This is a genomic window from Pseudomonas sp. IT-P294, assembly GCF_949767865.1.
In the GTDB taxonomy this organism is placed as follows: domain Bacteria; phylum Pseudomonadota; class Gammaproteobacteria; order Pseudomonadales; family Pseudomonadaceae; genus Aquipseudomonas.
Map to the genome: position 1 here is coordinate 247,039 of NZ_CATKQW010000011.1, position 24,856 is coordinate 271,894.

22 protein-coding genes are annotated in these 24,856 nt (G+C 61.0%); 10 read left to right on the forward strand and 12 right to left on the reverse strand.

All coding sequences use genetic code 11. The features are described 5' to 3' along the window. Positions 1-30 precede the first annotated feature (30 nt). Together ACM6I0_RS08605 and ACM6I0_RS08610 are read right to left on the reverse strand one after the other, a co-directional pair. Complete coding sequence (locus ACM6I0_RS08605) at positions 31-759, reverse strand: FadR/GntR family transcriptional regulator (protein ID WP_285434437.1); 729 nt, start codon at positions 757-759, stop codon at positions 31-33. 207 nt (positions 760-966) lie between these two features. Then, a complete protein-coding gene (locus ACM6I0_RS08610; RefSeq protein ID WP_090183261.1) occupies positions 967-2,703 on the reverse strand; it encodes an IlvD/Edd family dehydratase in 1,737 nt (578 codons plus the stop codon). Between the two features lie 192 nt (positions 2,704-2,895). Between ACM6I0_RS08610 and ACM6I0_RS08615 the strand changes: the two genes are divergently transcribed. The 9 genes from ACM6I0_RS08615 (at position 2,896) to ACM6I0_RS08655 (ending at position 9,876) form a co-directional block, all read left to right on the forward strand. After that, positions 2,896-4,230 (forward strand): MFS transporter, encoded by a 1,335-nt coding sequence (locus ACM6I0_RS08615; protein WP_285434439.1) that lies wholly within the window; start codon positions 2,896-2,898, stop codon positions 4,228-4,230. Positions 4,231-4,367: 137 nt separating this feature from the next. After that, a complete protein-coding gene (araD1, locus tag ACM6I0_RS08620) occupies positions 4,368-5,360 on the forward strand; it encodes an AraD1 family protein (protein ID WP_414922016.1) in 993 nt (330 codons plus the stop codon). Between the two features lie 10 nt (positions 5,361-5,370). Continuing rightward, a complete protein-coding gene (locus tag ACM6I0_RS08625; protein WP_414922017.1) occupies positions 5,371-6,951 on the forward strand; it encodes an aldehyde dehydrogenase (NADP(+)) in 1,581 nt (526 codons plus the stop codon). Between the two features lie 203 nt (positions 6,952-7,154). Continuing rightward, positions 7,155-7,460, forward strand: a complete 306-nt coding sequence (locus tag ACM6I0_RS08630; RefSeq protein ID WP_414922018.1) for a DUF5629 family protein — start codon at positions 7,155-7,157, stop codon at positions 7,458-7,460. Continuing rightward, positions 7,453-8,622, forward strand: a complete 1,170-nt coding sequence (locus ACM6I0_RS08635; RefSeq protein ID WP_414922529.1) for a lactonase family protein — start codon at positions 7,453-7,455, stop codon at positions 8,620-8,622. The genes ACM6I0_RS08630 and ACM6I0_RS08635 overlap by 8 nt, the downstream gene beginning before the upstream one ends. A 156-nt stretch (positions 8,623-8,778) precedes the next feature. Further along, complete coding sequence (locus ACM6I0_RS08640) at positions 8,779-8,958, forward strand: hypothetical protein (RefSeq protein WP_208668638.1); 180 nt, start codon at positions 8,779-8,781, stop codon at positions 8,956-8,958. A gap of 210 nt (positions 8,959-9,168) precedes the next feature. Next, complete coding sequence (locus ACM6I0_RS08645) at positions 9,169-9,294, forward strand: hypothetical protein (RefSeq protein ID WP_255141673.1); 126 nt, start codon at positions 9,169-9,171, stop codon at positions 9,292-9,294. Between the two features lie 115 nt (positions 9,295-9,409). Further along, the gene (locus tag ACM6I0_RS08650; RefSeq protein ID WP_414922019.1) at positions 9,410-9,622 is read left to right on the forward strand and encodes a hypothetical protein; all 213 of its coding nucleotides are present in this window, start codon (positions 9,410-9,412) and stop codon (positions 9,620-9,622) included. Further along, positions 9,619-9,876: a hypothetical protein gene (locus ACM6I0_RS08655; protein ID WP_414922020.1), complete on the forward strand. Its 258-nt coding sequence runs from the start codon at positions 9,619-9,621 to the stop codon at positions 9,874-9,876. Before ACM6I0_RS08650 ends, ACM6I0_RS08655 begins: the two co-directional genes overlap by 4 nt. Before the next feature lie 7 nt (positions 9,877-9,883). On the opposite strand, the gene ACM6I0_RS08660 is transcribed toward ACM6I0_RS08655, so the two are convergent. The 3 genes from ACM6I0_RS08660 to ACM6I0_RS08670 are packed head-to-tail and all read right to left on the reverse strand — an operon-like array spanning position 9,884 to position 15,359. Next, on the reverse strand, positions 9,884-10,480 hold the full coding sequence (locus ACM6I0_RS08660) for a glutathione S-transferase (RefSeq protein ID WP_414922021.1): 597 nt from the start codon (positions 10,478-10,480) through the stop codon (positions 9,884-9,886). Beyond that, entirely contained in the window at positions 10,477-14,118 is a 3,642-nt protein-coding gene (locus tag ACM6I0_RS08665) for an AAA family ATPase (RefSeq protein ID WP_414922022.1), read from the reverse strand. The genes ACM6I0_RS08660 and ACM6I0_RS08665 overlap by 4 nt, the downstream gene beginning before the upstream one ends. Further along, the gene (locus ACM6I0_RS08670; RefSeq protein ID WP_090183279.1) at positions 14,115-15,359 is read right to left on the reverse strand and encodes an exonuclease SbcCD subunit D C-terminal domain-containing protein; all 1,245 of its coding nucleotides are present in this window, start codon (positions 15,357-15,359) and stop codon (positions 14,115-14,117) included. Before ACM6I0_RS08670 ends, ACM6I0_RS08665 begins: the two co-directional genes overlap by 4 nt. A 213-nt stretch (positions 15,360-15,572) precedes the next feature. Here ACM6I0_RS08670 and ACM6I0_RS08675 point away from each other — a divergent pair, with 213 nt between their 5' ends. Beyond that, on the forward strand, positions 15,573-17,156 hold the full coding sequence (locus ACM6I0_RS08675; protein ID WP_414922023.1) for an ABC-F family ATP-binding cassette domain-containing protein: 1,584 nt from the start codon (positions 15,573-15,575) through the stop codon (positions 17,154-17,156). Between the two features lie 6 nt (positions 17,157-17,162). Here the strand turns inward: ACM6I0_RS08675 and ACM6I0_RS08680 are convergent, their stop codons facing one another. The 7 genes from ACM6I0_RS08680 to ACM6I0_RS08710 form a co-directional block, all read right to left on the reverse strand. Beyond that, entirely contained in the window at positions 17,163-18,803 is a 1,641-nt protein-coding gene (locus tag ACM6I0_RS08680; RefSeq protein ID WP_414922024.1) for a BatD family protein, read from the reverse strand. After that, complete coding sequence (locus ACM6I0_RS08685) at positions 18,800-20,542, reverse strand: tetratricopeptide repeat protein (protein ID WP_414922025.1); 1,743 nt, start codon at positions 20,540-20,542, stop codon at positions 18,800-18,802. Before ACM6I0_RS08685 ends, ACM6I0_RS08680 begins: the two co-directional genes overlap by 4 nt. Beyond that, positions 20,539-21,618, reverse strand: coding sequence for a vWA domain-containing protein (locus ACM6I0_RS08690; protein ID WP_414922026.1), 1,080 nt, complete (start codon positions 21,616-21,618; stop codon positions 20,539-20,541). The genes ACM6I0_RS08685 and ACM6I0_RS08690 overlap by 4 nt, the downstream gene beginning before the upstream one ends. Continuing rightward, positions 21,611-22,105, reverse strand: coding sequence for a DUF4381 domain-containing protein (locus ACM6I0_RS08695; protein ID WP_285434460.1), 495 nt, complete (start codon positions 22,103-22,105; stop codon positions 21,611-21,613). The genes ACM6I0_RS08690 and ACM6I0_RS08695 overlap by 8 nt, the downstream gene beginning before the upstream one ends. Beyond that, positions 22,102-23,046, reverse strand: coding sequence for a DUF58 domain-containing protein (locus ACM6I0_RS08700; RefSeq protein WP_285434461.1), 945 nt, complete (start codon positions 23,044-23,046; stop codon positions 22,102-22,104). The genes ACM6I0_RS08695 and ACM6I0_RS08700 overlap by 4 nt, the downstream gene beginning before the upstream one ends. 5 nt (positions 23,047-23,051) lie before the next feature. Further along, positions 23,052-24,011 carry an AAA family ATPase gene (locus ACM6I0_RS08705; RefSeq protein ID WP_020800601.1) on the reverse strand — a complete coding sequence of 320 codons (960 nt, stop codon included), beginning with the start codon at positions 24,009-24,011 and terminating at the stop codon, positions 23,052-23,054. Positions 24,012-24,306: 295 nt separating this feature from the next. After that, on the reverse strand, positions 24,307-24,660 hold the full coding sequence (locus ACM6I0_RS08710) for a hypothetical protein (protein WP_414922027.1): 354 nt from the start codon (positions 24,658-24,660) through the stop codon (positions 24,307-24,309). Positions 24,661-24,856 lie beyond the last annotated feature (196 nt).

The window sequence follows — 24,856 nt, forward strand, 5'->3', positions numbered from 1 at the left end:
GCTATCGCGAGCAAGCTCGCTCCCACAGGGTCAGTGTGGGTTCGCGGGATCGGTGCCCAGCACCACATTCAGCGCACTGCGCGCATCATCGAGCTGCACCAGCGTCGCATGCCGTGCGCCCAGCGCATCACGGTTCTCGATCGCGGTCAGAATCGCCTTGTGCCGTGGCAACGCCAGTTCATGCAAGTTCGGCCGCTGGTTGGAATGCTTCAACGCTTCGGCAATCGCCACCGACAACATGTTGCACAGGTTGGCCAACAGGTCGTTGTGGGTCGCATCGGCGATGCGGCTGTGGAAATCCAGGTCCGGTTGCAACAGCGCTTCAGGCGTCGGCGCCGCTTCCATGCGTTGGTAGGCTTCACCGATGGAGGCGATGTCGGCGTCGGTCGCGAATTGCGCGGCGAGGGCGGCCGCGGCCGGTTCGATGATGCTGCGCACACTGGTCAGCAAATCGAAGAATTCATTCTGCGGACTGCTTTGCATCAGCCAGTGCAGCACGTCCGGGTCGAGCATGTGCCATTCCTTGCGCTGCTTGACCACGGTGCCGACCCGCGGACGGGAATACACCAGACCCTTGGCGACCAACACACGGGTGGCTTCGCGCAGTACCGGGCGACTGACCGCGTACTCCTCACACAGCAGGGCTTCGGCGGGCAGTTTGTCGTCCGGTTTGAAGCGCCCGGAGACGATCTGCATGCCCAATTCCTGGACGATGCGCGAGTGCATGCTTTTGCGGTCGGAGGGTTTGCGGTAATCCATGGGGAACGGCGCGATCCTGTGCGATGGAGGTGCCGCGCATGATAGCAGGCGCGGCACGCACGGTCGCCAGAGCAAGCGCAGTCTTGAACGGAACGTAGAGCCAATGTGGGAGCGGGCTTGCCCGCGATGGGGCCATCACTTTCGACGGTTATGGCGACTGATCCACCGCTATCGCGGGCAAGCCCGCTCCCACAGGGCAGGGGGAGGTTAGTGCGAGTGTCGCGGGACCTCGGAGCCGCGGCAGCCGACCAGGAAGTCGAAATCGCAACCCTGATCCGCTTGCAGCACATGGTCGATGTACAGCTGGCGATAACCGCCCACGATCAATTGCTGTGGCGGTTGCAGGTCGGCCATGCGTGCGGCCAGTTCCGCGTCCGAAATGTCCAGGTGCAGGCGTCCGTTGGCGCAATCGAGCTCGATCCAGTCACCTTCCTTCACTGTCGCCAAAGGTCCGCCGGCCGCCGCTTCCGGTGCCACATGCAACACCACCGTGCCATAAGCGGTGCCGCTCATGCGCGCATCGGAAATGCGCACCATGTCCGTTATGCCTTGGGCCAGCAATTTCGCCGGCAAGCCCATGTTGCCGACTTCGGCCATGCCTGGATAACCCTTCGGTCCGCAGTTCTTCATCACCAGAATCGAGTTCGCGTCCACGTCCAGTTCCGGATCGTTGATGCGCGCCTTGTACATGTCGAAGTTCTCGAACACCACCGCACGGCCGCGATGTTGCATCAGCTCGGCACTGGCGGCGGACGGTTTGAGCACCGCACCGAGTGGCGCCAGGTTGCCGCGCAACACACAGATCCCGCCGTCAGCACGAATCGGGTTGTCGAGGGTGCGGATCACTTCGTCCTCGCCGTAAATCGGCGCGTCCTTGGTGTTCTCGCCCAGCGTCTTGCCGTTGACGGTCAAGGCGTTCGGGTTCGGGATCAGGTTGGCTTCACCGAGGCGGCGCAGCACGGCTGGCAGGCCACCGGCGTAGTAGAACTCTTCCATCAGGAAGCGCCCGGACGGTTGCAGGTCGACGATGGTCGGCATGCCGCGACCGATGCGGGTCCAGTCGTCCAGATCCAGTTCAACGCCAATGCGTCCGGCAATTGCCTTCAGGTGAATCACGGCGTTGGTCGAACCACCGATGGCGGCGTTGACGCGGATCGCGTTTTCGAAGGCTTCCTTGGTGAGGATTTTCGACAGTCGCAAGTCCTCGCGCACCATTTCTACAGCGCGCATGCCGGACATGTGCGCCAACACATAACGGCGCGCATCCACGGCTGGAATCGCCGCGTTATGGGGCAGGGAAGTGCCCAGTGCTTCGGCCATGCAAGCCATGGTCGACGCGGTGCCCATGGTGTTGCAGGTGCCCGCCGAACGGGACATGCCGCCCTCGGCTGCAAGGAAATCGTCAATGGTGATGGTGCCGGCTTTCACTTGCTCGCTGAGCTGCCAGACCACGGTGCCGGAGCCAATGTCCTTGCCTTTGTGCTTGCCGTTGAGCATCGGTCCACCGGTCACGACGATGGCCGGCACGTCGCAACTGGCCGCGCCCATCAGCAGCGCCGGGGTGGTTTTGTCGCAACCGGTCAGCAACACCACGCCGTCAATCGGGTTGCCGCGAATCGCTTCTTCCACGTCCATGCTCGCCAGGTTGCGCGTCAACATGGCGGTGGGACGCAGGTTCGATTCACCGTTGGAGAACACCGGGAATTCCACAGGAAAACCACCGGCCTCGATCACCCCGCGTTTGACGTGCTCCGCGATCTGGCGGAAGTGCGCGTTGCAGGGGGTCAGTTCCGACCATGTATTGCAGATGCCGATGATTGGCTTGCCGTGGAACTGGTGATCGGCGATGCCCTGATTCTTCATCCAGCTGCGGTACATGAAGCCGTTCTTGTCGGCAGTGCCAAACCATTGGGCGGAACGCAGGGTGGGTTTCTTATCAGACATGATCGATTCTCTTATTGTATGACTATATTGTTCGAGCTAAGGCGTAACATAAGCTCAAATTCGGCCATTTGGAAGTGTTGTTGGGCAATTAGTATTACTATATAGTCGTTTTCAACGGAGGGATGGCCCTGGCAGTTTTGGCGAGAGGTGTCCCCTGAGGTTCTATAACAACAACAATCGGAGACCGATCTCATGAGCCAGGAACTGCGGCTTATTCGTCGCATCACGTTGAAACTGATTCCCTTCCTGATCCTGCTGTACCTGATCGCCTACGTGGATCGCTCTGCGGTCGGCTTCGCCAAGCTGCACATGGGCGCGGACATCGGCATCGGTGATGCGGCCTACGGCCTCGGTGCCGGGCTGTTCTTCATTGGCTATTTCCTGCTGGAAATCCCCAGCAACCTGATGCTCGAACGCTTCGGTGCCCGCCGTTGGTTTGCACGGATCATGGTCACCTGGGGCGCGATCACCATCGGCATGGCCTTCGTCCAGGGACCGCACAGCTTCTATGTGATGCGCTTTCTGCTCGGTGCCGCCGAAGCCGGGTTCTTCCCGGGCGTTCTGTACTACATCACCCAATGGTTCCCGATTCGCCATCGCGGCAAGATCCTCGGGCTGTTCATCCTGTCCCAACCCATCGCTATGATGATCACCGGCCCCGTGTCCGGCGGCCTGCTTGGCATGGACGGCACCCTTGGCCTGCACGGCTGGCAGTGGCTGTTCATCGTCATCGGCACGCCGGCGATTCTGCTGACCTGGCCGGTGCTGCGTTACCTGCCGGATGGCCCGCAACAGGTGAAATGGATGGATCAGGCCGAGAAGGACTGGCTGACCGGCGAACTGAAAAAAGACCTTGAGACCTACGGCCAGACTCGTCACGGCAATCCGCTGCACGCCCTGAAAGACAAACGCGTGTTGTTGCTGGCGCTGTTTTATCTGCCGGTGACGTTGAGCATTTATGGCTTGGGCTTGTGGCTGCCGACGCTGATCAAACAATTCGGCGGGACTGACCTGGTGACCGGGTTCGTGTCTTCGGTGCCGTACATCTTCGGGATCATTGGCTTGCTGATCATTCCGCGCAGTTCCGACCGTCTGAATGACCGCTACGGTCATTTGGCGGTGCTTTACGTGTTGGGCGCCATCGGCCTGTTCCTCAGTGCCTGGCTGACGTTGCCGGTGCTGCAACTGGCTGCGTTGTGCCTGGTGGCGTTCGCGCTGTTTTCCTGCACAGCGGTGTTCTGGACCTTGCCGGGTCGCTTCTTTGCTGGCGCCAGTGCAGCGGCCGGGATCGCGCTGATCAATTCGGTGGGCAACCTCGGCGGCTATATCGGTCCGTTCGTGATTGGTGCGCTGAAGGAATACACCGGCAACCTGGCGTCGGGGCTGTATTTCCTGTCGGGGGTGATGGTGTTCGGGCTGGTGTTGACCGGTGTGGTTTATCGCCTGCTGGAGCGCAAGCATGTGCTGCCGTCGGACCAGTTCGCAGCGAGTGCACGCGGCGCGAGCCGTACCCAACCTGAGGCCTGACCCCAATCAACTGTGGGAGCGAGCCTGCTCGCGATGACGGACAGACACTCAACGTTGATGTTGGATGGTATGGCCTCATCGCGAGCAGGCTCGCTCCCACAGGGAACAGTGAAGTTTTGAATAACTGGAGAAAATTCATGCGTTTAGTTCAGTTCGAATTGAGTAACGGCGAGCGCCGGGTCGGCGTCGTCGAAGAGGGCCAGGTGCGCGAAGTGCAGGCTGCGCGCACGGTGCGCGACCTGGCGCTGGCGGCGATCGAAGCGGGCGTGAATCTTGAACAACAGGTGAAAACCCTGGGCCTGGGCATCAGCCATGACTATGCACAACTGCTGGCCAACCTGCAGATCCTGCCGCCACTGGATCACCCGGACCCGGCGCACATGCTGGTCAGCGGCACCGGCCTGACCCATTTGGGCAGTGCCTCGGCGCGGGACAAGATGCATCAGCAGGCCGGCGACGAAGCCGCGATGACCGACACCATGCGCATCTTCAAATGGGGCGTGGAGGGCGGTAAACCGGCGGCCGGTCAGGCCGGTGTGCAACCGGAGTGGTTCTACAAGGGCGACGGCAGCATCGTCGTGCGTCCGGGAAAACCTTTTCCGCTGCCGCCCTTTGCCGAAGACGCCGGTGAGGAACCAGAACTCAGCGGTCTGTATGTCATCGGCCACGACGGCAAACCGTATCGCCTCGGTTTTGCGGTGGGCAACGAATTTTCCGACCATGTGATGGAGCGCAAGAACTACCTTTACCTGGCGCACTCCAAATTGCGCAGTTGCAGCTACGGCCCGGAACTTCGCATCGGCGATCTGCCGCAACATCTGGCCGGCACCAGCCGCATCCTGCGCGACGGTGAAGTGCTCTGGCAGAACGAGTTTCTCAGCGGTGAGGCCAACATGTGCCACAGCCTGGAAAACCTCGAGTATCACCATTTCAAGTACAGCCAGTTTCTGCGTCCGGGGGACGTACACATCCATTTCTTCGGCACTGCGACCCTGTCCTTTGCCGACGGCATTCGCACCCGGCCGGGTGACGTGTTCGAGATCAGTCAGGCCGAGTTCGGCGCGCCATTGATCAACGGGATTGCACCGGTTGAAGCGGCGTTCGAGCCCGGCACCATCGGCACCCTTTAAGGAGACAGGCATGACCCAGATTCTTGGTCACAACTACATTGGCGGCCAGCGCAGCGCAGCCGGCTCGCTCAAGCTGCAGAGCCTTGATGCCAGCACGGGCGAAGCGTTGCCGCACGATTTTTTCCAGGCCACACCTGAAGAAGTCGATGCCGCCGCCAAGGCTGCCGCCGCCGCGTATCCGGCTTATCGCAGCCTGAGCGCCGAACGTCGTGCGCAATTTCTCGATGCCGTGGCCGATGAGCTCGACGCCTTGGGTGATGAGTTTGTCGCGCTGGTCTGCCGTGAAACCGCGCTGCCCGCCGGACGTATTCAAGGCGAGCGTGGTCGCACCAGCGGCCAGATGCGCTTGTTCGCCAAAGTGCTGCGCCGTGGCGATTTTTACGGTGCGCGCATCGATCAGGCATTGCCCGACCGCCAGCCGCTGCCGCGTCCGGACCTGCGCCAATACCGCATTGCCCTGGGACCGGTCGCCGTGTTTGGCGCCAGTAACTTCCCCTTGGCCTTTTCCACGGCGGGCGGCGACACCGCTTCGGCATTGGCCGCCGGTTGCCCGGTGGTGTTCAAGGCCCACAGCGGTCATATGGCCACCGCTGAACGAGTTGCTGACGCGATCATCCGCGCCGCGGAAAAAACCGGCATGCCGGCTGGCGTGTTCAACATGATCTACGGCGGCGGTGTTGGCGAAGCGCTGGTCAAGCACCCGGCGATTCAAGCGGTCGGCTTTACCGGTTCGCTCAAGGGCGGTCGGGCACTGTGCGACATGGCCGCTGCGCGTCCACAACCGATTCCGGTGTTCGCCGAAATGTCGAGCATCAACCCGGTAATCGTCTTGCCACAGGCCCTTGCAACTCGAGCTGAAACCGTCGCCCGCGACCTGACGGCCTCCGTCGTTCAAGGTTGTGGCCAGTTCTGCACCAATCCCGGTTTGGTGATTGGTATTGCCTCGCCGCAGTTCAGTGCGTTCGTGCAGCAGGTCGCGGGGCTGATCAACGATCAACCCGCGCAAACCATGCTCAACGCCGGGACCTTGAGCAGCTACGGCAAAGGCCTGCAAAAACTCCTCGCTCATCCCGGCATCGAGCATCTGGCCGGTACTGCGCAACAAGGCAATCAGGCCCAGCCGCAGCTGTTCAAGGCGGATGTGAGCTTGTTGATCAACGGCGATGAGGTCTTGCAGGAAGAAGTCTTCGGCCCGACCACTGTGTTCGTCGAAGTCGCCGATCAAGCGCAACTCAGTGCTGCGTTGAACGGCCTGCATGGGCAGCTGACGGCAACAATCATTGGCGAACCTTCTGACTTCGAGCAGTTTGGCGAGCTGACGGCATTGCTTGAGCAAAAGGTCGGACGGATCTTGCTCAATGGTTATCCGACCGGGGTGGAAGTCTGCGATTCGATGGTTCACGGCGGGCCGTATCCGGCGACTTCCGATGCGCGCGGCACCTCAGTGGGCACGTTGGCGATTGACCGTTTCTTGCGACCGGTGTGCTTCCAGAACTATCCGGACAGTCTGCTGCCGGAGGCGTTGAAGAACGCTAATCCACTGCGAATCCAGCGCCTGGTGGACGGCAAGCCATCGCGCGATGCGCTCTAACAGCCGAGCACACAACCCCCTGTGGGAGCGGGCTTGCTCGCGAAAGCGGAGTGTCAGTCGACACATGTATTGCCTGATACACCGCTTTCGCGAGCAAGCCCGCTCCCACATTTGTTCCGGTCGTGGCCAGGTTTTGTGCCAGGCACAGGGCCGCCCTCACATTGAGCTATCATTGCGTCTTTCCCATTCAAAGATTGACTGCCATGACTGCCGTAACCGACACCTTGCTCGCCACCCTCGAACATTGCGATATGGTGGAAATCGACGGGCTTCACGCCTTCGAATTTTCCCTCGATGAAGACGACAATCTGCACATCGAATGCTTGGACGGTCGTGTGTCCAAGCACTGGGAGTTCACTCCGGCCGAAGTCGAAGCCGCGACCTTCGATCCAGACTTGCAAAGCTGGCTGATCACCGGCAGTTCCGGCGAACACCGATTGGTGTGCATGACCGCAATTCGCGGTGATGACGACGAGGAAGACGAGGAAGACGAGCATGAGGATGCGTAATCTCTGGCCGCTGTTGATGGCCGGCAGCATTGGCGCAATGGGCGCCCAGGCGGCATTGGCCGAAGACGATCAATTGCTGGTCGGCTCCTACACGGCGGGGCAGAGTCAGGGCATCTATCGCCTCAAATTCGACAGTGCCACCGGGCAGATCGACGCCAAGCCACTGCAAGTGGTCAAGAGCGAAAATCCGTCCTGGCTGACCGTGTCCAAGGATCAGCGTCATCTGTTCGTGGTCAACGAAAACGGCCCGGGACAGAAAGACCCGGTCGGGCGCGTCAGCAGTTATGCGATCGATCCCAAGACCCATGCGTTAAGCCTGATCAATCAGGTTCAAAGCCTGGGCAATGAGCCGACCCATTCAAGCCTCAGCGTTGATGGCAGTCATTTGTTCGTCAGCAACTATTCGGTGGTTGAGGACCCGGGTGGCACGCTGGCGGTGTTGCCGGTGGGCGCCGATGGCACGCTCAAACCCGTGGTGCAGATGAGCAGTCATTCCGCGAGTCGGGTCAATCCCGAGCGGCAGATGTCGGCGCACGTGCATTCGACCGTCTCGTCGCCGGATGGCCATTACGTGTTTTCCAATGACCTGGGGGCAGACAAGATCTTTGTCTATCGCTTCGACCCCAAGGCCAACCCACAGCTGCCGTTGACGCCTGCCACGCCGGCGTCCGTGCAATTGCCGGCCGGCAGTGGGCCGCGTCATTTGCTGTTCAGCGCGGATGGCAAGCATGCCTGGCTGACCATGGAGATGAGTGCTCAGGTGGCCGTGTTCGACTACCGGGATGGCAAGCTTGAACAAACGCAAATGGTCGACCTCGCCGCCGGCCAGCCGACATCGGACAAGGCTGCGGCGGCACTTCACGCCTCAGCCGATGGCAAGTTCCTGTACGTCAGCAACCGTGGCACCGCCAATCAGTTGCTGGTGTTCGCCATCGATCTTGCGACCGGCCATCTCAAAGAGCTGCAGCGTCGTTCGGTTGAAGGTGACCACCCACGGGAGTTCAGTCTTGATCCCAGCGGCAAGTTCCTGCTGATTGCCAACCAGAAGAGCAACCAGATCGTCGTCATCGAACGCGATGCCAAGACCGGTCTGCTGGGTAAAACCGTACAAAAGCTGCCGATGGATGCGCCAAGCGACCTCAAGTTCCTGGTGCGTCAATAGGCCGCAGGCCCCGATTGATGGGGCCTGTGTCCTTGTATCAACGACGCTGATATTTGGTAATGCTACAAAGCATTTCAAGGCATCGTTCCTCGGAGGTTAAGTTTGCTTCACGGCCCCACCGGGCATGCAAGCCAACTGACTCCGAGGAATACCGACATGAACTTCAATCTCTTCTCCATCATCGCTGCTTCCGCCATCTCTGCCACCGTTGCTCTGCCAGCCAGCGCCAACGTTGAAATCAACGACAAAAAAACCCACACCCAGAGCTACACCCAGAAATACCTGCAACAAAGCGCCAACTTCTACGCGGCACTGGATCACAAGACCCAAGCCTGAAATTCCAACCCTGCACCTTTTATGCAGGAGCGAAGTCACTTGCGCCGATCGAACTGAATGCTTCGAAAGACGATGAGTGATGTCGCTCCTGCATAACGCGTTTACGACAGCATCACATAGCCATCAATGCATCGCTTGATATCACATAGCCGTGCGTTTAGATTTGACGTTGTTTTTTTGACTCATACTCTAGTAACAAGGATCGGCAGCATGGCGATGCGTCTGGCAGTGGTTCTTCTGTTTCTCTATTCCACCCCCATTCTTTCAGCTGCCCAGCCCGTTCCAGACGAGCCGGATGCGGCCCGTGAGCGCTTGATGAGTTTTATTGAAGACTGAAATAGACTGGCTTAATGATCAACGAAGCTGATGGTGACTATGGATAACGCTGAGTGGTTATCACAGCTTTTTTGATCGATTCTGTGGGCTCTGAAACATGCCCACGGAGAACACCATGGCCAGCTCAATTATCACTTCTGCCAAATACGGCGCCTACCTGGCCATAGGTCTCTATGTGACCATGGTGCTGGTGGTCAGCCTTTCGGCACAATCGCAACACACCTTCGAAGCGCCGATTCAGGTTGCTTATCCCGCTATCCAGTTTGAACACCGCGCTCAAAACGTGATGAACGATCAGGCAGAACTGGCGGGAGTGGCAGGCGCATGAAAGGGGGCAAACTCTGGGTCATTGCCTTCCTGGCATTCATGACCAATGGCGCTTCGCTGTTGGGCATCGGGCAAGGTTCGGCAGGTTCCGTGGCCCGCTCGATCGAAGCCAACCACAACCTGGCGCGTGACATTGAAACGGCCAAAGCCTTTGGGCTGCAGGCCGGAAATCCACCGCTGAAACGCCAGGACGATTTCTTCGGGCCGTTTCAGGTCGATTGCTCGGTGTTGCAAATGTGTGATGTGTTCGCGTGAGTCGGGGTTATTTCTGCATCACGCCGGTGAACAACGCCGATTCCAGAAACCGCTGCAACCAGGCCTGTAACCGCACGTAAGGCGTCTGTGCAAACCACTCGCGATCGACATGGGCGAATTGCCGTATGAACGGCATCAGGGCCACATCCGCCAGCGTCGGATGCTCGGCCAGCAAGTAATCACACCCATCCAGTAACTCATCCAGCTTGCGCAAAAACACCTCGCCCTCAGCCCGATAAACCGCCATTGGCTGGTCAGGATAACGCTCGGCGTATTTGTAGCGATTGAGGTGCACCTTGAACGCCTGATCGTTCTCTTCGATCAGTGCGGCAATCAGCGCTTGCCCGGCAGGATCTTCCTTGAGCAACCAGTCTTGCGGATCGTTCTGCGCCAAGGCCCAGCGCATGATCGCCAGGCTTTCGTCGATGACCTGGCCGTCGACACTCAACACCGGCACCGTGCCCTTGGGCGATAGCGCGAGCATCTCGGCCGGTTTGGCCTTGAGGCTGACCTCGATAATGTCCACCGCCACACCCGAGTAGCGCAGGGCCATGCGCGCACGCATGGCATATGGGCAGCGGCGGAACGAATACAGCGTATTCATTTCACCTCCAGGGTACTCAGGCCATTGCCTTGGCGCTGGACTTGAATCTGCACCGGAATCCGCTCATGCATTTCCTGCACGTGGGAAATCACCGCGACCTTGCGGCCCTGCGCCTGCAAGCCGTCGAGGGCGTCCATGGCCAGTTGCAGGGATTCCGGATCGAGGCTGCCGAAACCTTCGTCGATGAACAGCGACTCGATTTTCAGCGTGCTGGAGGCCATCGATGCCAAACCGAGCGCCAGGGCCAGCGACACCAGGAACGTCTCGCCACCCGACAACGAATGCACCGAACGCAGTTCGTCGCCCATCTCTGTGTCCATCACCAGCAATCCGAGCATGCTGCCGCCGCGTTTCAGGCGATAGCGCCGCACCAGTTGGCGCAACTGCACGTTGGCGTGATGCACCAGCAAGTCGAGGTTGTAGGCCTGGGCAATCTTGCGGAAGGTGTCGCCAGTGGCCGAGCCGATCAACGCATTCAAACGCGCCCAGCGCTGGTACTCGGCGTAGGCGTCGGCGATCTGCTGCGCCAACGCCTGATTGGCGTTCTGCCGACGCTGATCCTCGGCCTGTTCCGCACGCAGTTCGGCGCAGCGGTGTTCGCTGGCGGCGAACAGGTTTTGCAACTCGGTCAGTGCCGTCGCCAATTGCTCGGCGTCGAGATTGCCGTTGTGCTGCGCTTGATGATTGAGCAGGCGCTGATCGCGTTCCTGCACGCGCACGCTGGCTTGTTCGATGGCCTTTTCGCTGTGCTGCAATTGCTGGCGCAGGTCGCTGACCTGCTGGTCGTCGACGCTCAGCAGCGTTTCCAGACCGCCGTCGTCGAGTTCCGGGTGCAAGGCTCGCCAGTCGGCGATCTTCGCGCTCAGCTCGTGGTCTTCGGTCTCCAGGGCCAGCAGGCGCTCTTGCTTGGCTTTGAGCTCGGCGGCCAGTTCGACCAGGCGCGTGCGCACGGTTTGCAGTTCCTGATTGGCCGTGACTTCGGCGTTACGCGCCTGATCAACGGCTTGATCGAGTTGCTGCTGCCAAAGTTCGGCGCTGCTGTGTTCGCCGAGCAGTTGCGCCAGTTGCTGTTGGCACGTGTGGTGTTGCTCGGCGAGGACGCTGAACTGTTGTTGCGCCGCGTCCAGTGCCTGGGCACGGGCCAGTTGGCGGTCCTGTTCCTTTTCCAGCGTCTGCTGACGTTTTTGCTGTTCGCCGAGTTCATCGCGTTGCTGTTCGAGTTGCTCCAGACGTTGGGCGATCTGCCGGTCGAGCTGCATGAACGTAGCGGCCGGTTCGTGACGCAAGGCCTCCAGGGTTTCGGCCGGGAGCAGGGTGCTGAAGGCGCTGAGCTCTTCATCCAGGCGCTGGCGATCACTGCTCAGCTCGCGTTGCTGATTGCTCAGGTGTTGACTCGCTTGCTGGCTCGCCGCTTCGGCGCTGCGCAGTTGTTGCGCAAGGCGGGCAGCGTCTTGCTGCAGGGTGAGCAGGGCGGTTTGGCGCTGTTCGTCCTGGGCGATGCTCTGATTCAACTGGCTGTTTTGCTGGTGCAGCCAGGCATCACGTTTGATCGCGTCCTGCGCCAGCAACTGCGCCGATAGTGGATGCGCTTCCAGGCTCGGCGCCAGGCCTTGTTGCTGGGTGGCGAGTTGGTCTTGCTGCTGCAACAGCTCTTTCTGTTGCGCGATCAGGCCGCCGACTTCGGCGCGCAGGTCGGTGAGTTTTTCTTTCAGCAGATCAACTGCTTTTTGCGCGTTGGCCTGCTCGCTTTCATCATGGCGCCCGAGGCTTTGCAGCAAGGCTTCGGGTTGATGATAAGGGTGCTCAGGGCTGCCGCAGACCGGGCATGGCTGATCATCCTGCAACTGTTCGCGCAGTTCTTCTACGCTGGCGCTGCGGGCCAGGCGCTGGCGTTCCAGCAGTTCGCGAGTGACGCTCAAGGTCTGTTCGGCGACGACCAGTTCATTCTTGGTCTTCACGCCGTCCTGAGTCAGGCGATCACGTTCCTGCTGAGCCGTGAGCTGGCGCTGCTGAAGTTCTGCGCCGCGCTTGTCGATCTCCTGCTGACTGGCCCACAGTCGCGTCAGCTCTTCGAACGCTCGTAATTGTTTGCGGTTGTCCTGCAACAGGTTGCCCAGCAACTGGATCTGTTCGGCCACTGCCTCGGGCTCGGCGCCGGCCTCTTTGTAGAGCACTTCCAGATGCTGTTTTTGCGCGGCCAGTTCTTCGCTGGCGCGGGCGGCACTTTGCTCAAGGGCGGCCAGCTCGGCCTGGCCCTTGTTCAAGCGATTGCCGATCAACATCAGCTGTTGCAGGCGATCACGGTAGGCGTTCCACGCATCGCTCAAGGGCGCCAGATGCGCGCTTTGCTCAAGCTCCCCGGCGATCCGCTGCAGACGCGCGGCCACTTGCTGTTGCTGCTCCTGCAAGCCTTGAATCGTGGTTTGCCCCTGAGTGCAGGCCAGTTCCGCTTGCTGCTTGAGGTCGGCGCTGACACTGACATCCTTGACCAGACGGGCGAGGGCGCTTTGTGCTTCAAACGCCTGACGCAGCAACGGCGCGCTGGATGTGTGTTGGCGTTGGGCGTCGATCAGCGCTGCCTGCGCAGCGCTCAGGCTCTGTTCGAGTTGCGCCTGACGTGCGTTCAGCTCGGTCTGCTGCTGAGTGTGCTGCTGAATCTGCGCCGCCAGCGGTGTGAGCTGAGCCGTGAGCTCGGTCTTGCGGGCGAACTGATGCCGTTGCGGGGCCAGTTGTTCCAGTCGCGTCAGCTTCAAGCGTTCGCCAGCGAGGCTTTCCCACTGTTGCCGGGCACTGGTCAACTGCTCGTTGGCGCTCTGTTGCTCATCCTGCAACTGACGCAGGTCCTTGAGCCAGGTGTGCTGCAATTCAAGCTGCTTGAGCTGCGCCTGTTGGGTTTTGAGTTGCTGCTGCGCTTTGTTGAAACGCTCATCAAGCTCGGCTCGGGCTTCGGGTGCCAGCGGCGTCACGCCTGTGGCTTGATCCTGCAACAGCTTGTGGGCTTCGCGGGCTTCCTTGGCTTTGTCGAAGGCGCGCCGGCCGAGGCGGGTATAGAGCGCGGTGTCGGTGAGCTTTTCCAGCAGTTCGCTACGCTCGTTGTCGTTGGCCTTGAGGAAGGCACTGAACTCGCTCTGGGCCAGCAGCACGGCACGGGTGAACTGTTCGAAGTTGAGGCCCAGCACGGCTTCGAGCTGGGTCTTGAATTCGACTTTCTGGCTGGCCAGCAACTGATCCTGATCGATGTCGCGCAGGCTCTGACGGCTGGCTTGCAGCTTGCCGCCGGCCTTTTCCCGAGCGCGATTGGCTTCCCAGCGCGCGCGGTAACGACGGCCGTCGATCCCGACAAAATCCACTTCGGCATAGCCTTCACCGGTGCCACGACGCAGCAAGGTGCGTGGGTCGCCGGTGCTGATTTCGCCGTCGGCGTCCGGCGCTTTGGCAGACACCTGGGCATTGCTCAAGCGTGGCACGGCGCCGAACAGCGCCAGGCATAAGGCGTCGAGCAGCGTACTTTTGCCCGCGCCGGTCGGCCCGGTGATCGCGAACAGGCCGGCGCTGGCCAGCGGTTCAGCGGTGAAGTCGATTTCAAAAGGCCCGGCCAGCGAGGCCAGGTTTTTCAGGCGGATCGCGAGGATCTTCATGGTTGTTCGCTCTCCGTCTGCACGTCTTGCAACAGCTCGGCAAAGTCTTTCAGCGTTTGCTCATCAACCTCGCTGCCGTAGTTGTCCTGCCAGGCGCGGCTGAACAATTCCTGAGGCGTCAGTTGATCCAGTTCGATCAACGCGGTGCCGTCATCGACGCCTTCGCGGCTGCCGTTTCCGGCGTATTCGGCGGCGATGCGCACCAGGCGCACGGCTTTGCCTTGCAGGGCGCTTTCCACTTGATGGCGCAAGTCGGGTTGCGGTTCGTCCAGACGCACGCGCACTTCCAGCCACGGTTGGCGCTGGATATCGGCGAGCAAATCGATGTTCGGCAGGTCGGCCAGTTGCAGCAGGATTTCCGCCAGCGGCGCCGGGCCGATGCGTTGCAGGTTCACGGCGCGGGGGATCAGCTTCGGTTCGACGCTGACCAGGGTTTCGCCATCGAGCTTCACGTCGAGAATCTGATGCTGATAACCGATTTCCGAGAACGACAGCGGAATCGGTGAGCCGCTGTAGCGAATGCGCTCTTCACCGTTCACTTTCTGCGGCTTGTGCAAATGCCCAAGGGCGACGTAGCTGATGCTCGGGCCGAACAGGCTGGCGGGCAGGGCTTCGGCGTTGCCGATGATCAGGCTGCGCTCCGAATCTTCCGACACAGAACCGCCCGCCATGTGCGCATGGCTGATAGCAATCAGCGCCTGACCCGGCTTGCGTTTGGCGTTGGCGGCTTCGATCAGCCATTCATGAACCTGACCGATACCGCGCAAATAGTTGTCGCCCAACTGCGCACCCGTCACTTCAGCGGGGCGCAGGAATGGCAGCGCCAGGCACCAGCCGGCAATCTCGCCGCTGGCATCCGGCAACGGCAGCAACAGCCGTTCGGCATCCAGCTGGCCGTCATCCAGCCACAACACCCGGCCGAGCGCGTGAGTGCGCAAACGGCGCATCAACGGTGCTGGCAGTTCGATCCGCGAGCCGGAGTCGTGGTTGCCGGCGATGATCACAATGGTCAGCAGAGGCTGCTGCTCGTGGGCGCTGACGATGAATTCGTAGAGGCGTTCCTGGGCTTTGACCGGCGGATTGACCGTGTCAAAGATATCGCCGGCGATCAACAGCACGTCGGGCTGGTCCAGCTTCAGCTGGCGCAACAGCCACTCAAGGAAACAACCGTGCTCGAAATCGCGGTCCTGGCCGTGCAGGTTCTGCCCAAGGTGCCAGTCGGAGGTGTGAAACAGACGCAAGGCGAACTCCGTAGGAAATAAGGTAATGGCCGCGAGGAAAATGATGGCGGCGAAAAGGGAGAGAGTTTAATGGCAAAAGACCGGAGATGCGGAAAGCTTTGAAGGATTGTCTATTGATTGTCTGAAGTTTCAGTATGGTGGACAGCAGTCCGAAGTGACGTGACGGATGCTGTTGTGCAAGACCAAGGAGATTTGAATATTCAAGGAGATGTCATGATCCAAAGATTACTTCAACTTGACCAAGTGTCGTTCAACCTGCCCGACGGGCGCGTTCTGTTCGATCACTTGAATCACACCTTCAACTCCAGGGCCACCGGCATCGTCGGTGCCAATGGCTGTGGCAAGTCCTTGCTTGGCCGGCTCCTGACGGGTGAACAACGCCCCACCAGCGGCATCGTCCGGCGCGAAGGTCAGGTATACGCTGTGGCGCAGCTGTTGGAGCCCGAGCGCTATCCCACCGTTGCCGCGCTGGCTGGGGTCGACTCGATTCTGGCGGCGCTGGATCGTATTGCACAAGGCAGCATCGACGATGACGACCATGCGTTGGCGGTCGATCAATGGGATTGCGCCACGCGCCTTGAGGCGGAGCTGGAGAAGATCGGTCTGGGGCATTTGAAAGCGGACTCGCGTACCGACACCTTAAGTGGGGGGGAGCGGCAGCGTGTGGCGCTGCTGGGGGCTTGGCTGTCTCGGGCCGACTGGCTCATTCTGGATGAACCCAGCAACCACCTGGATATTGATCAGCAGCACAAGCTCACGCAGCAGATCAATCGTTGGTCCAACGGTCTGGTTTTGATCAGTCACGACCGGGGGCTTTTGGAACACATGAGCGAAATTGTCGAGCTCTCGCCGTTGGGGCTGGCGGCCTATGGCGGCAACTACAGTCAGTATGTGGCGGCGCGCGAACAGGAACAGCAGTCCTTCCAGTCGGCATTGCAAGGGGAGCGGGCACAGGCCAAGCGCGAACAACGTGAAATGGTCGTGCAGATGGAACGTCAGCAACGGCGCAATGCACGTGGCGACCGCCAGGCCCGCGACGGCAGTCAAACCAGGCTGATCACCAATGCTCAAAAAGAGCGCAGCGAAAACAGTCAGGGGAAATTGCGCCTCAATCAGCAGGTGGCCCGGGAGCAGCAGCAACATCGTATTGCCGAGGCCCGGGCGCGATGTGCGCCGGATATTCAGCGGATGATGTTGTCCCCCGAAAGCGTAGTGCCCAATGGCAAGCTGCTTGTGCAACTCAATGACGTGATTCTCCCGTTCGGTTACGCGGCGTCGGTCAATCTGACGCTGGCCGGGCCTATGCGCATGGCCATTTTAGGCGCCAACGGCAGTGGCAAGTCGACACTGTTGCGAGTCATCGCTGGTCAACTGCCGGTGGACGAAGGTGCACTCATACGCAGTTGCCATATTGGCTGGTTGGATCAACACGCGGGGTTGCAGCACCCCGAACGCACGGCGGTGCAATGGCTCTACGAGAGTAATCCGGAGTTGCCTGAAGCCGAGGCACGAACCCGGTTGGCGCAGATGGGTATTGATGCGGATCGGGCGACGCTCAAAACCTGTCAGTTGAGTGGGGGCGAGCGTTTGAAGATAGCCTTGGCGGCGCAGTTGTACGCCCAGCGGCCGCCACAGTTACTGTTGCTGGACGAGCCGGATAACCATTTGGACTTGCCCAGCAAAATAGCGCTGGAGCAGATGCTCAATCAGTACCAGGGGGCATTGATCGTCGTCTCTCACGACAGCGCTTTTTTACAGGCGATTCATCTGGATGCCGAGTTCTTTCTCAACAGTTAGAAAGCATTATTTCGGATACAACGGCGGCAACCCACTGTCACCCACCGGATCATGAACCCGTTCGGCAATCGGGATTGCCTTGATCGCCCGCCACAAGTCTTCGCCTTGCCAATACTGGCCGGTCTCGCTGTAGAGCGCGCCGTTCAGGCCGTCCAGTGCATCGGACAGTGGCACGAAGCGGGCGGCCATGTCGGCCAGGGTTTCCGGTTGTTGCCGGGCCCAGGCGTCGAGGGCCTGGCGGGTGGCGTGTGAGTCGTTGGCCTGACAGGCGCGTTTGAGTTCATCGAGCACCGTGCGTGGGCTCGGGCCGGCCTGCGCGGCGCGCGAAATTGCCGGTTGCCAGCGCGCCCGCCACCAGAGGCCGAAGCCCAGCAGGGTGGTGCAGGCGAGGATCAGTGTGGCGAGTTTCCAGCGCCAAAGGGTTTCGCTGTCGGCCGTGGACGTGAGTGGGGCGCCGCTGGCCGGGGTGTCGACCACGAGGCTTGGGTTGTTCGCCACTTGCAGGGTTCGGGCGGGCAGGCTGCTGTGTTCCAGGTGGTCTTCGAAGGTGTTCCACCAGACTACTTCCACCGATGGCAGCTCGATGGCGCCACTGCGGCCAGGCACCAGGGCCTCGCGTTCTTCACGGTGGCCGACCAAGCCGCGTTCGGTGCTTTGGTTGCTCAACACCGGTTGATCCGGGTAGCGGCGCAGGCCGTTGACGTCCGTGGCGGGCAACGGCGGCAATTGCGAACTGGCCAGGCCTTCGGCCTTCAAGGTCAGGCTGCGGGTTAGCGAGTCACCGACCTGCGTGTGGTCCGGTTCCGGGTTCCAGCTTTCGCTCAGTTCCAGGCTGCGCGCCGGTAGCCACGGTATGTCGGCCGGGTAGGTAATGGGTTTGGCCTTTACTGTCAGCAGAATCGGCGCAGAGCTGACGCGCATCAACTTTCCGGTTTTTGCCCCTTGGGCCGCAGGGTCCTGGGGGGGCTGGGTGTCCACCAGCGTGGCACTGAACATCTGCGCCGGGATGGTCAATTCACCGCTTTGTTGCGGATAAATCGCATAGCGCATTTCGATCACGCCATGGCGCAGACCGTTGATGGTTTTTTCGTAGGTGCGTGTCTCACCCAGCTGTTCAATGCGCGCGTCTGGAATCTGCAGCGGGGTCAGGCTGCTGTCGTCGTACAGCGAGACCGAATGGTAGATGCGCAACGTCAGGATGGCCTGGGCCTGTACGTACACACTGGTCTGATCGAGGCTGGCGTCGATGAACACCGGAGCCAGTTTGTTGGTGGTGTCCTGGGTTTCACTTTCGACCACTTGCACGGTGATCGGTTGGCTATTGGCCTCGCCCAACTGCAACGAAGGAATCGTCACGCTGCCGTTCTCCTTGGGCAGCAAGGTGATGATCCAGCGCGTGGTGGCGCGGTTATCGCCGTTGAGCGTTGTCAGTTGGTTGACCTGACGGGTGCCGCGCACCTCGAACTGCGGTTCCAGCGGCGCCAGATCAGGCTTGCCGAACTGCGTCACGTCGTTGGATTCCAGGGTCAGTTCGACTGTTTCGCCGGAGTTCAGGCGACTGCGGTCGACACTGGCGACCAGTTCCGCCGCCTGGGCCTGAACGGCACAGAGCAACAGCGCGAGGATGAAAAGGGTGAAGCGGGTCATCGAATTTTTCCCTGATCCTGATGTTGTTGCTGTTCGTACCAGAATTTGCGCCTGAGCAGTTCACCCGGGTCATCGGGGATTTTACGTAGCCATTGCTCAAGCGCCTGACGCTGTTCGCCATCGATGTTGTCGTTGGCCGGCCGCAGCGGTGGCGTGGTGGTTTGTTCATCCCCCAGTTCACTGCCCGGGACTTCATTGGTGCCCGGTTTTGGCGGTGTGGCAGGCGACTGATTAGCCTCCAATGCAGCCTGCTGGGCGTCGGATTGCGGTTCACCACTGTCCGATGGCTGGGTGGCGGCGCCCGGCGGTGGCTCTTGCGCGGCGGTGTCGGTTTGCTCGCCTGCGTTTTTGTCCGGCTCGACCGGCGGCGGGGTGTTTTTCTGCTTGAGCAGACTTTCCACCAAAGCCTTGTTGGTCTGTGCCGGGCGCAAATCCGGCTGGCGCTCCAACGCTTGATCGTAAGCATCCAGCGCTGCTTCCAAGTCGCCGTTTCGGGCCAGGGCGTTGCCACGATTGTAGTGGGCGTGGGCGTCATTGCCTTCGGCGAACCGCTGGGCGGCACCGGCATAGTCGCCGGCTTCATAGAGCGCCACGCCTTGCCACTGCGGATCTTCAAAATGCTGCGCGGCCTTCGCCGGATGGCCTTGCTTGAGCAGGTGCAAACCGCGTTGATCGGGACGCAGCCACAAGTCTTCAAAATCGAAGGCATAGCTCGGTTGCGGCAGCGCCAGCAACAGCGGCAGCAGGCAGAACAACCAGCCGCGTCGACCGGCGCAGCCCGCCAGTAGTAGCAACGGTAGCAGCAGCCAGTAACCCTGATCGGCCCAGGTGTCGAGGCGCAGGGTCTGGCCGTCGTTGCGCAGATTGCGTGGACCGTCGAGCAGGCCGAGGCCGCGCAGGTCGGAATCGTCAAGGCGCGCCTGGTGATAACGCCCGCCAAGGTCATTGGCAAAGGCTTTCAGGCTTGGGCTGTCCAGGTGCGGCACCAGAATCGCGCCCTGATCATCTTTGAGGAAACTGCCGTCCTCTTGGGCCACCGGCGCCCCTTCAGCGGTGCCGATGCCAAGCATCAGAAACTGCGTCGATTTGCCGTCCAGCGCCTGATCAATGCCCTCACGCTCCAGGTCGGTCAGGGTTGAGCCGATCAGCAGGATTCGGCCTTCGCCCAAATCACTTTGGTGGAGCAGGGACAGGGCCTTGGTCACCGCGATATCGGCACGATGGCCGGCCACGGGCATCAGCGATGGTTTGAGCGCGTCCAGCAGGTTGCGGCTGGTGGAGAGGTCGTCCGACAATGGCACCAACGTGTGTGCGCTGCCGGCATAGACGACAATGGCCGTCTGGGCGTCGCTGCGGTTTTGCAGCAGGTCCAGCAGCTTGCGCCGGGCTTGCTCCAGTCGGTTGGGGGCGACGTCGGTGGCGAGCATTTCCGGGGTCAGTTCAAGCACGACGACCACCGGGTCGGCGGGTTTCTGGCTGAGTTGTTCGACCCGCTGCCAGCTCGGCCCCAACAGGGCCGCAACGGTCAGCACCCAGGCAATTCCCAGGGTGATCCACGGCAGTTTGCTGTCGCGACCGCCGCCACCGCTCAGTAGCGCGGCGTGAAAGGCCGGCGGCAGAATCATCTGCCAGCGTCCGGCACGTTTCTGCCGATGCCAGAGCTGCCAAATCAACCAGCCCAAGACGGGCAACAACAGCAGCCACCAGGGACGGAACCAGTACGGCCACAGCGCACTCATCGGCGCCTCCGCAGGCGCAGGCGGTTGAGCCGCTGGCGCCAGTCAGGCAATTGCGTTTGCAAAAACAGATCCTTGGTGAACAGTCGCTGCAGCGGGTTATCCGGCCAAAGCTCGCGCACCACCAGCAACATGCTCAGCAGCAGCGCCAGCGCCAGGGGCCAGTGATACAGCGCCTGAGCCGGGCGGGCCTGGGTCGGTTGCTGGGTCACAGGTTCGAGTTTGTCGAGGGTGTCCTTGATCGCCTGCAATTCCTTGCCGTCGTGGGCGCGGAAGTATTGGCCGCCCGTGGCTTGGGCGATGGCCTTCAAGGCCGGCTCGTCGAGGTCCAGGCTCGGGTTGATCCCAAGAAACCCTAACGTACCGCTTTGCTCCGGGTCGGCGCCGATGCCGATCGGGTAGATTTTCACGCCTTCGCTGGCCGCCAGGCGCGCCGCGGTGAGCGGATCGATTTCACCGCCATTGTTGGCGCCGTCGGTCACCAGAATCAGCACGCGGCTTTGCGCCGGACGCAGGCGCAGACGCTTGAGAGCGAGGCCGATGGCATCACCGATGGCGGTGTTCTTGCCGGCAATACCGATGCGCGCTTCGTCGAGCCACACGCGCACGGTGTGCCGGTCGAACGTCAGCGGCGCTTGCAGGTAAGCCTGGCTGCCAAACAGGATCAGGCCGACGCGGTCGCCTTCGCGACTTTCAAGGAAGTCACCGAGCAAATGCTTGACCAGCGACAGGCGGCTGACGTCTTCGTCCTGCCATTGCATGTCGGGAAAATCCATGGAGCCGGACACGTCCACCGCCACCAGCAAATCGCGACCGCTGGCCGCGATCGGCAGCGGTTCGCCGAGCCATTGCGGGCGAGCGGCGGCCATCAGCAACAACAGCCACAGCAGGATGAACGGTGCTTGTTGGCGCCATGCCGGCAAGTTGGCCCGGGCGCGGCGACGGGCCAGGCCTTCGAGGTCGTTGAGGAAACTGACCTTGAGCGCCGGTTCGCCGCTGTCGGCCACCGGCAGCAGGATGCGCATCAGCCAGGGCAGCGGCAGCACGGCAAAGATCCACGGCCAGGCGAACTCAAACATGTTTGCGAATCCAGGTGTCGACGGCTTGTGTCAGGCCGGCGATGGCCTTGTCGTCGAGTTTGCATTCGGGTTTGTAGGCGCCTTCGACCAGCACCATCCAGCGGGTCAGGCCGGCGGCCGGGCAACGGTTGTCGAGGAACGCCAGCCATTTGCGCCCGTTGAGGGTGTGGCTCTGGCTGTAGGGGTAATGGTTGCGGCAAAGGCGCTTGAGCAAGCCATTAAGCTGCTGCAGCCAGGCGCCGGCCGGTGCGCCGTCATAGGGCTTGGGCATCAGCGCCAGTTCGGCCAGCGCGGCGATACGCACCGGATCCAGCGGTTGTTCGGCACGCACGACAGGGCGTTTGTTCGGAATGAAGCGCCGCGCCTTCCACAGCCCGAAACCGATCAGCGGCAGCAACAACAGCAGCAGCCACCAGCCCGGCGCGGGTGGCCAGAAATCGATGGGTGGCGGGGTTATCAGTGGTTGCAATTGATCGAGGCTGCTCATCGACCTTTCCCCGGTTTCTGTGGGTTCAAGTACTCGCGCAGTTGCTCGACCATCTCGCTCTGGGTGCTCAGCGGCATCAGCAAGACCCGCAACTTCTGCGCAAGCAGTTCCCAGCGGGCGATGCGGGCTTCGGCCTGGGCTCGGTAGGTTTGGCGCAGGTCGAAATTGAGCGTGTCGAGTTCCAGCTGCGCGCCACGCTCGGCAAAGCGCAAAAGCCCGGCGGCGGGCAGTGCGTGGTCCAGCGGGTCGGACAGCGGCAGCAGCAACAGGTCGCAATGGCGCGACAACAAGCTCAGCTGCTGCTCGGAGCCTTCGGTCAAGGCGCGTTCATCGCAGATCAAGATCACCAGACTGCCAGGGCGCAGCACTTCCCGTGCGCGACGCAGGGCCAGGTTGAGCGAATCGCGGTGCTGCTCGGTCTCGGTGTGCAGCGACTGGTTGACCCGTACCAGGCGGTTGAGCAACTGCAGAAGGCTTTGCTTGCTGCGCCGGGGTTTGATCTCGTAATGCTCGTTGTCGCCGAATACCAGCCCGCCGACCCGGTCGTTGTGACCCAGGGCTGCCCAGCCAATCAGGCTTGCCGCCTGGGCCGCGAGCACTGATTTGAACATCAGTCCGGAGCCGAAAAACAGCCGGCGGCTTTGCTCGACCATGATGAAAATCGGCCGCTCGCGTTCTTCGTGGAACAGTTTGGTGTGCGGTTCCTGGGTCCGGGCGGTGACGCGCCAGTCGATGGTGCGCACGTCGTCGCCGGCCTGATAGACCCGCACCTGATCGAAGTCCACGCCGCGCCCGCGCAGCTTGGAGTGGTGCAGGCCGATCAGCGGGCTGCGCTGGCTCGGCGTGGAAAACAGCTGCACTTCGCGCACGCGATGGCGCATCTCGATCAGCTCGGAGAGGCTGACGCGGATGCCCGGCTCGGGCGGCAGGGGGGCGTTCATCGGGGTCAAGCGACGGCTACGACGTCGAGAATCCGCTGGACCACCCGGTCCTGGTCGATGCCAGCAGCTTCGGCTTCAAAGGAAAGAATGATGCGGTGGCGCAACACGTCGAACAACACCGCCTGGATGTCTTCCGGGCTGACAAAATCGCGACCCGCGAGCCAGGCGTGAGCCCGGGCGCAGCGGTCGAGGGCAATCGAGCCGCGTGGACTGGCGCCGTAGGCGATCCACTCGGCCATTTCCGGGTCGAACTTGCCCGGCGTGCGCGTGGCCATGACCAGTTGCACCAGGTATTCCTCCACGGCGTCGGCCATGTACAGACCAAGGATTTCCTTGCGGGCGGCGAAGATCGCCTGCTGGCTGACCCGGCGTTCGGGTTTGGTTTCGCCGTTCAGCGCTTCGCCACGGGCCTGTTGCAGGATCCTGCGCTCGACGGCGGCGTCCGGGAAACCGATTTTCACGTGCATCAGGAAGCGGTCGAGCTGGGCTTCGGGCAGCGGGTAGGTGCCTTCCTGCTCGATCGGGTTTTGCGTGGCCATCACCAGAAACAGCGGCGATAGCTCATAAGTGCTGCGCCCGACACTGACCTGACGCTCGGCCATGGCTTCCAGCAGTGCCGATTGCACCTTGGCCGGGGCACGGTTGATTTCGTCCGCCAGCACCAGGTTGTGGAAGATCGGGCCTTGCTGGAATACGAAGCTGCCAGTTTCCGGGCGATAGATTTCCGTACCGGTGATGTCGGCCGGCAGCAGGTCAGGGGTGAACTGGATACGGTGGAACTGGGCTTCGATGCCTTCGGCGAGTTCTTTGATGGCCTTGGTCTTGGCCAGGCCAGGGGCGCCTTCGACCAGCATGTGGCCGTCGGCAAGCAGGGCGATGAGCAAGCGCTCGATGAGTTTTTCCTGGCCGAGAATCTGCGTTGAAAGAAAGGTTCGCAGCGCTAGCAGCGCTTCACGATGTTCCATCGATGACTGTTCCTGGAAAGGGTGACCGAAGACGTTCGAATAACGCCAGGGCTGGGGGCGTTACTTTAATCCATCGCGGGGGGCGGCGACTAACGGCATTTTGAGCAAAGTGCGGGAATTGACTGGAGAAAGTGTTGGAGTTTTGTGAGGTTCGAAGGTTGACGGTGTGCTTTCGGGCCTCATCGCGGGCAAGCCCGCTCCCACAGGAGACCGAGTTGTTTCATGAAAATGCGATCAAATGTGGGAGCGAGCTTGCTCGCGATGGGGCCAGTTCAGACACTCAAGAATCCAAGGCTTAGAGTTCGCTTATATAAGTGCCGATGCCATCAAGAATATTCTGCAAGGTCTCTTCCACTTCCGGCAGGTCGCTGGCATCGGTGTTGTGAATGATTTCCAGGGAATCTTCGCCATTGAGCGCATCGGCGTCGGCTGCTGCGATTTCGATCAGCAGGCGGTTAGGGCTGAGGGTGACTTTCACGCCGTCCAGCGTTGAAGGCGTGTCCTGGAAGATGATTTCCAGCTCTTCCTCATCAGGGAAACGGCTCATTAGAAACATCTCGCCATCATCGCTGGTGCAGCAGAGCATGGCCAGGTTGTCTTCTTCGTCATCGCACGGGTTGACGATCAACTGTTCGGTGGTGATTTGCATGGGGGATTCCTGGCTCGGCGAGCGTTATGAACGCAATAAAACCCGATTCTGCCAGCCTGTGGGAATTTCTGCTCGTCTGAGTGTCAGAGGAAGTGTCGTGAACACTTGAAGTGTTGCTGGTCATTTCGAGGACGGATGTGCGGTAAAAACGGGCATAAAACGCCCATTTTCCTGCACGACTGCTAGTGTTGTTCGA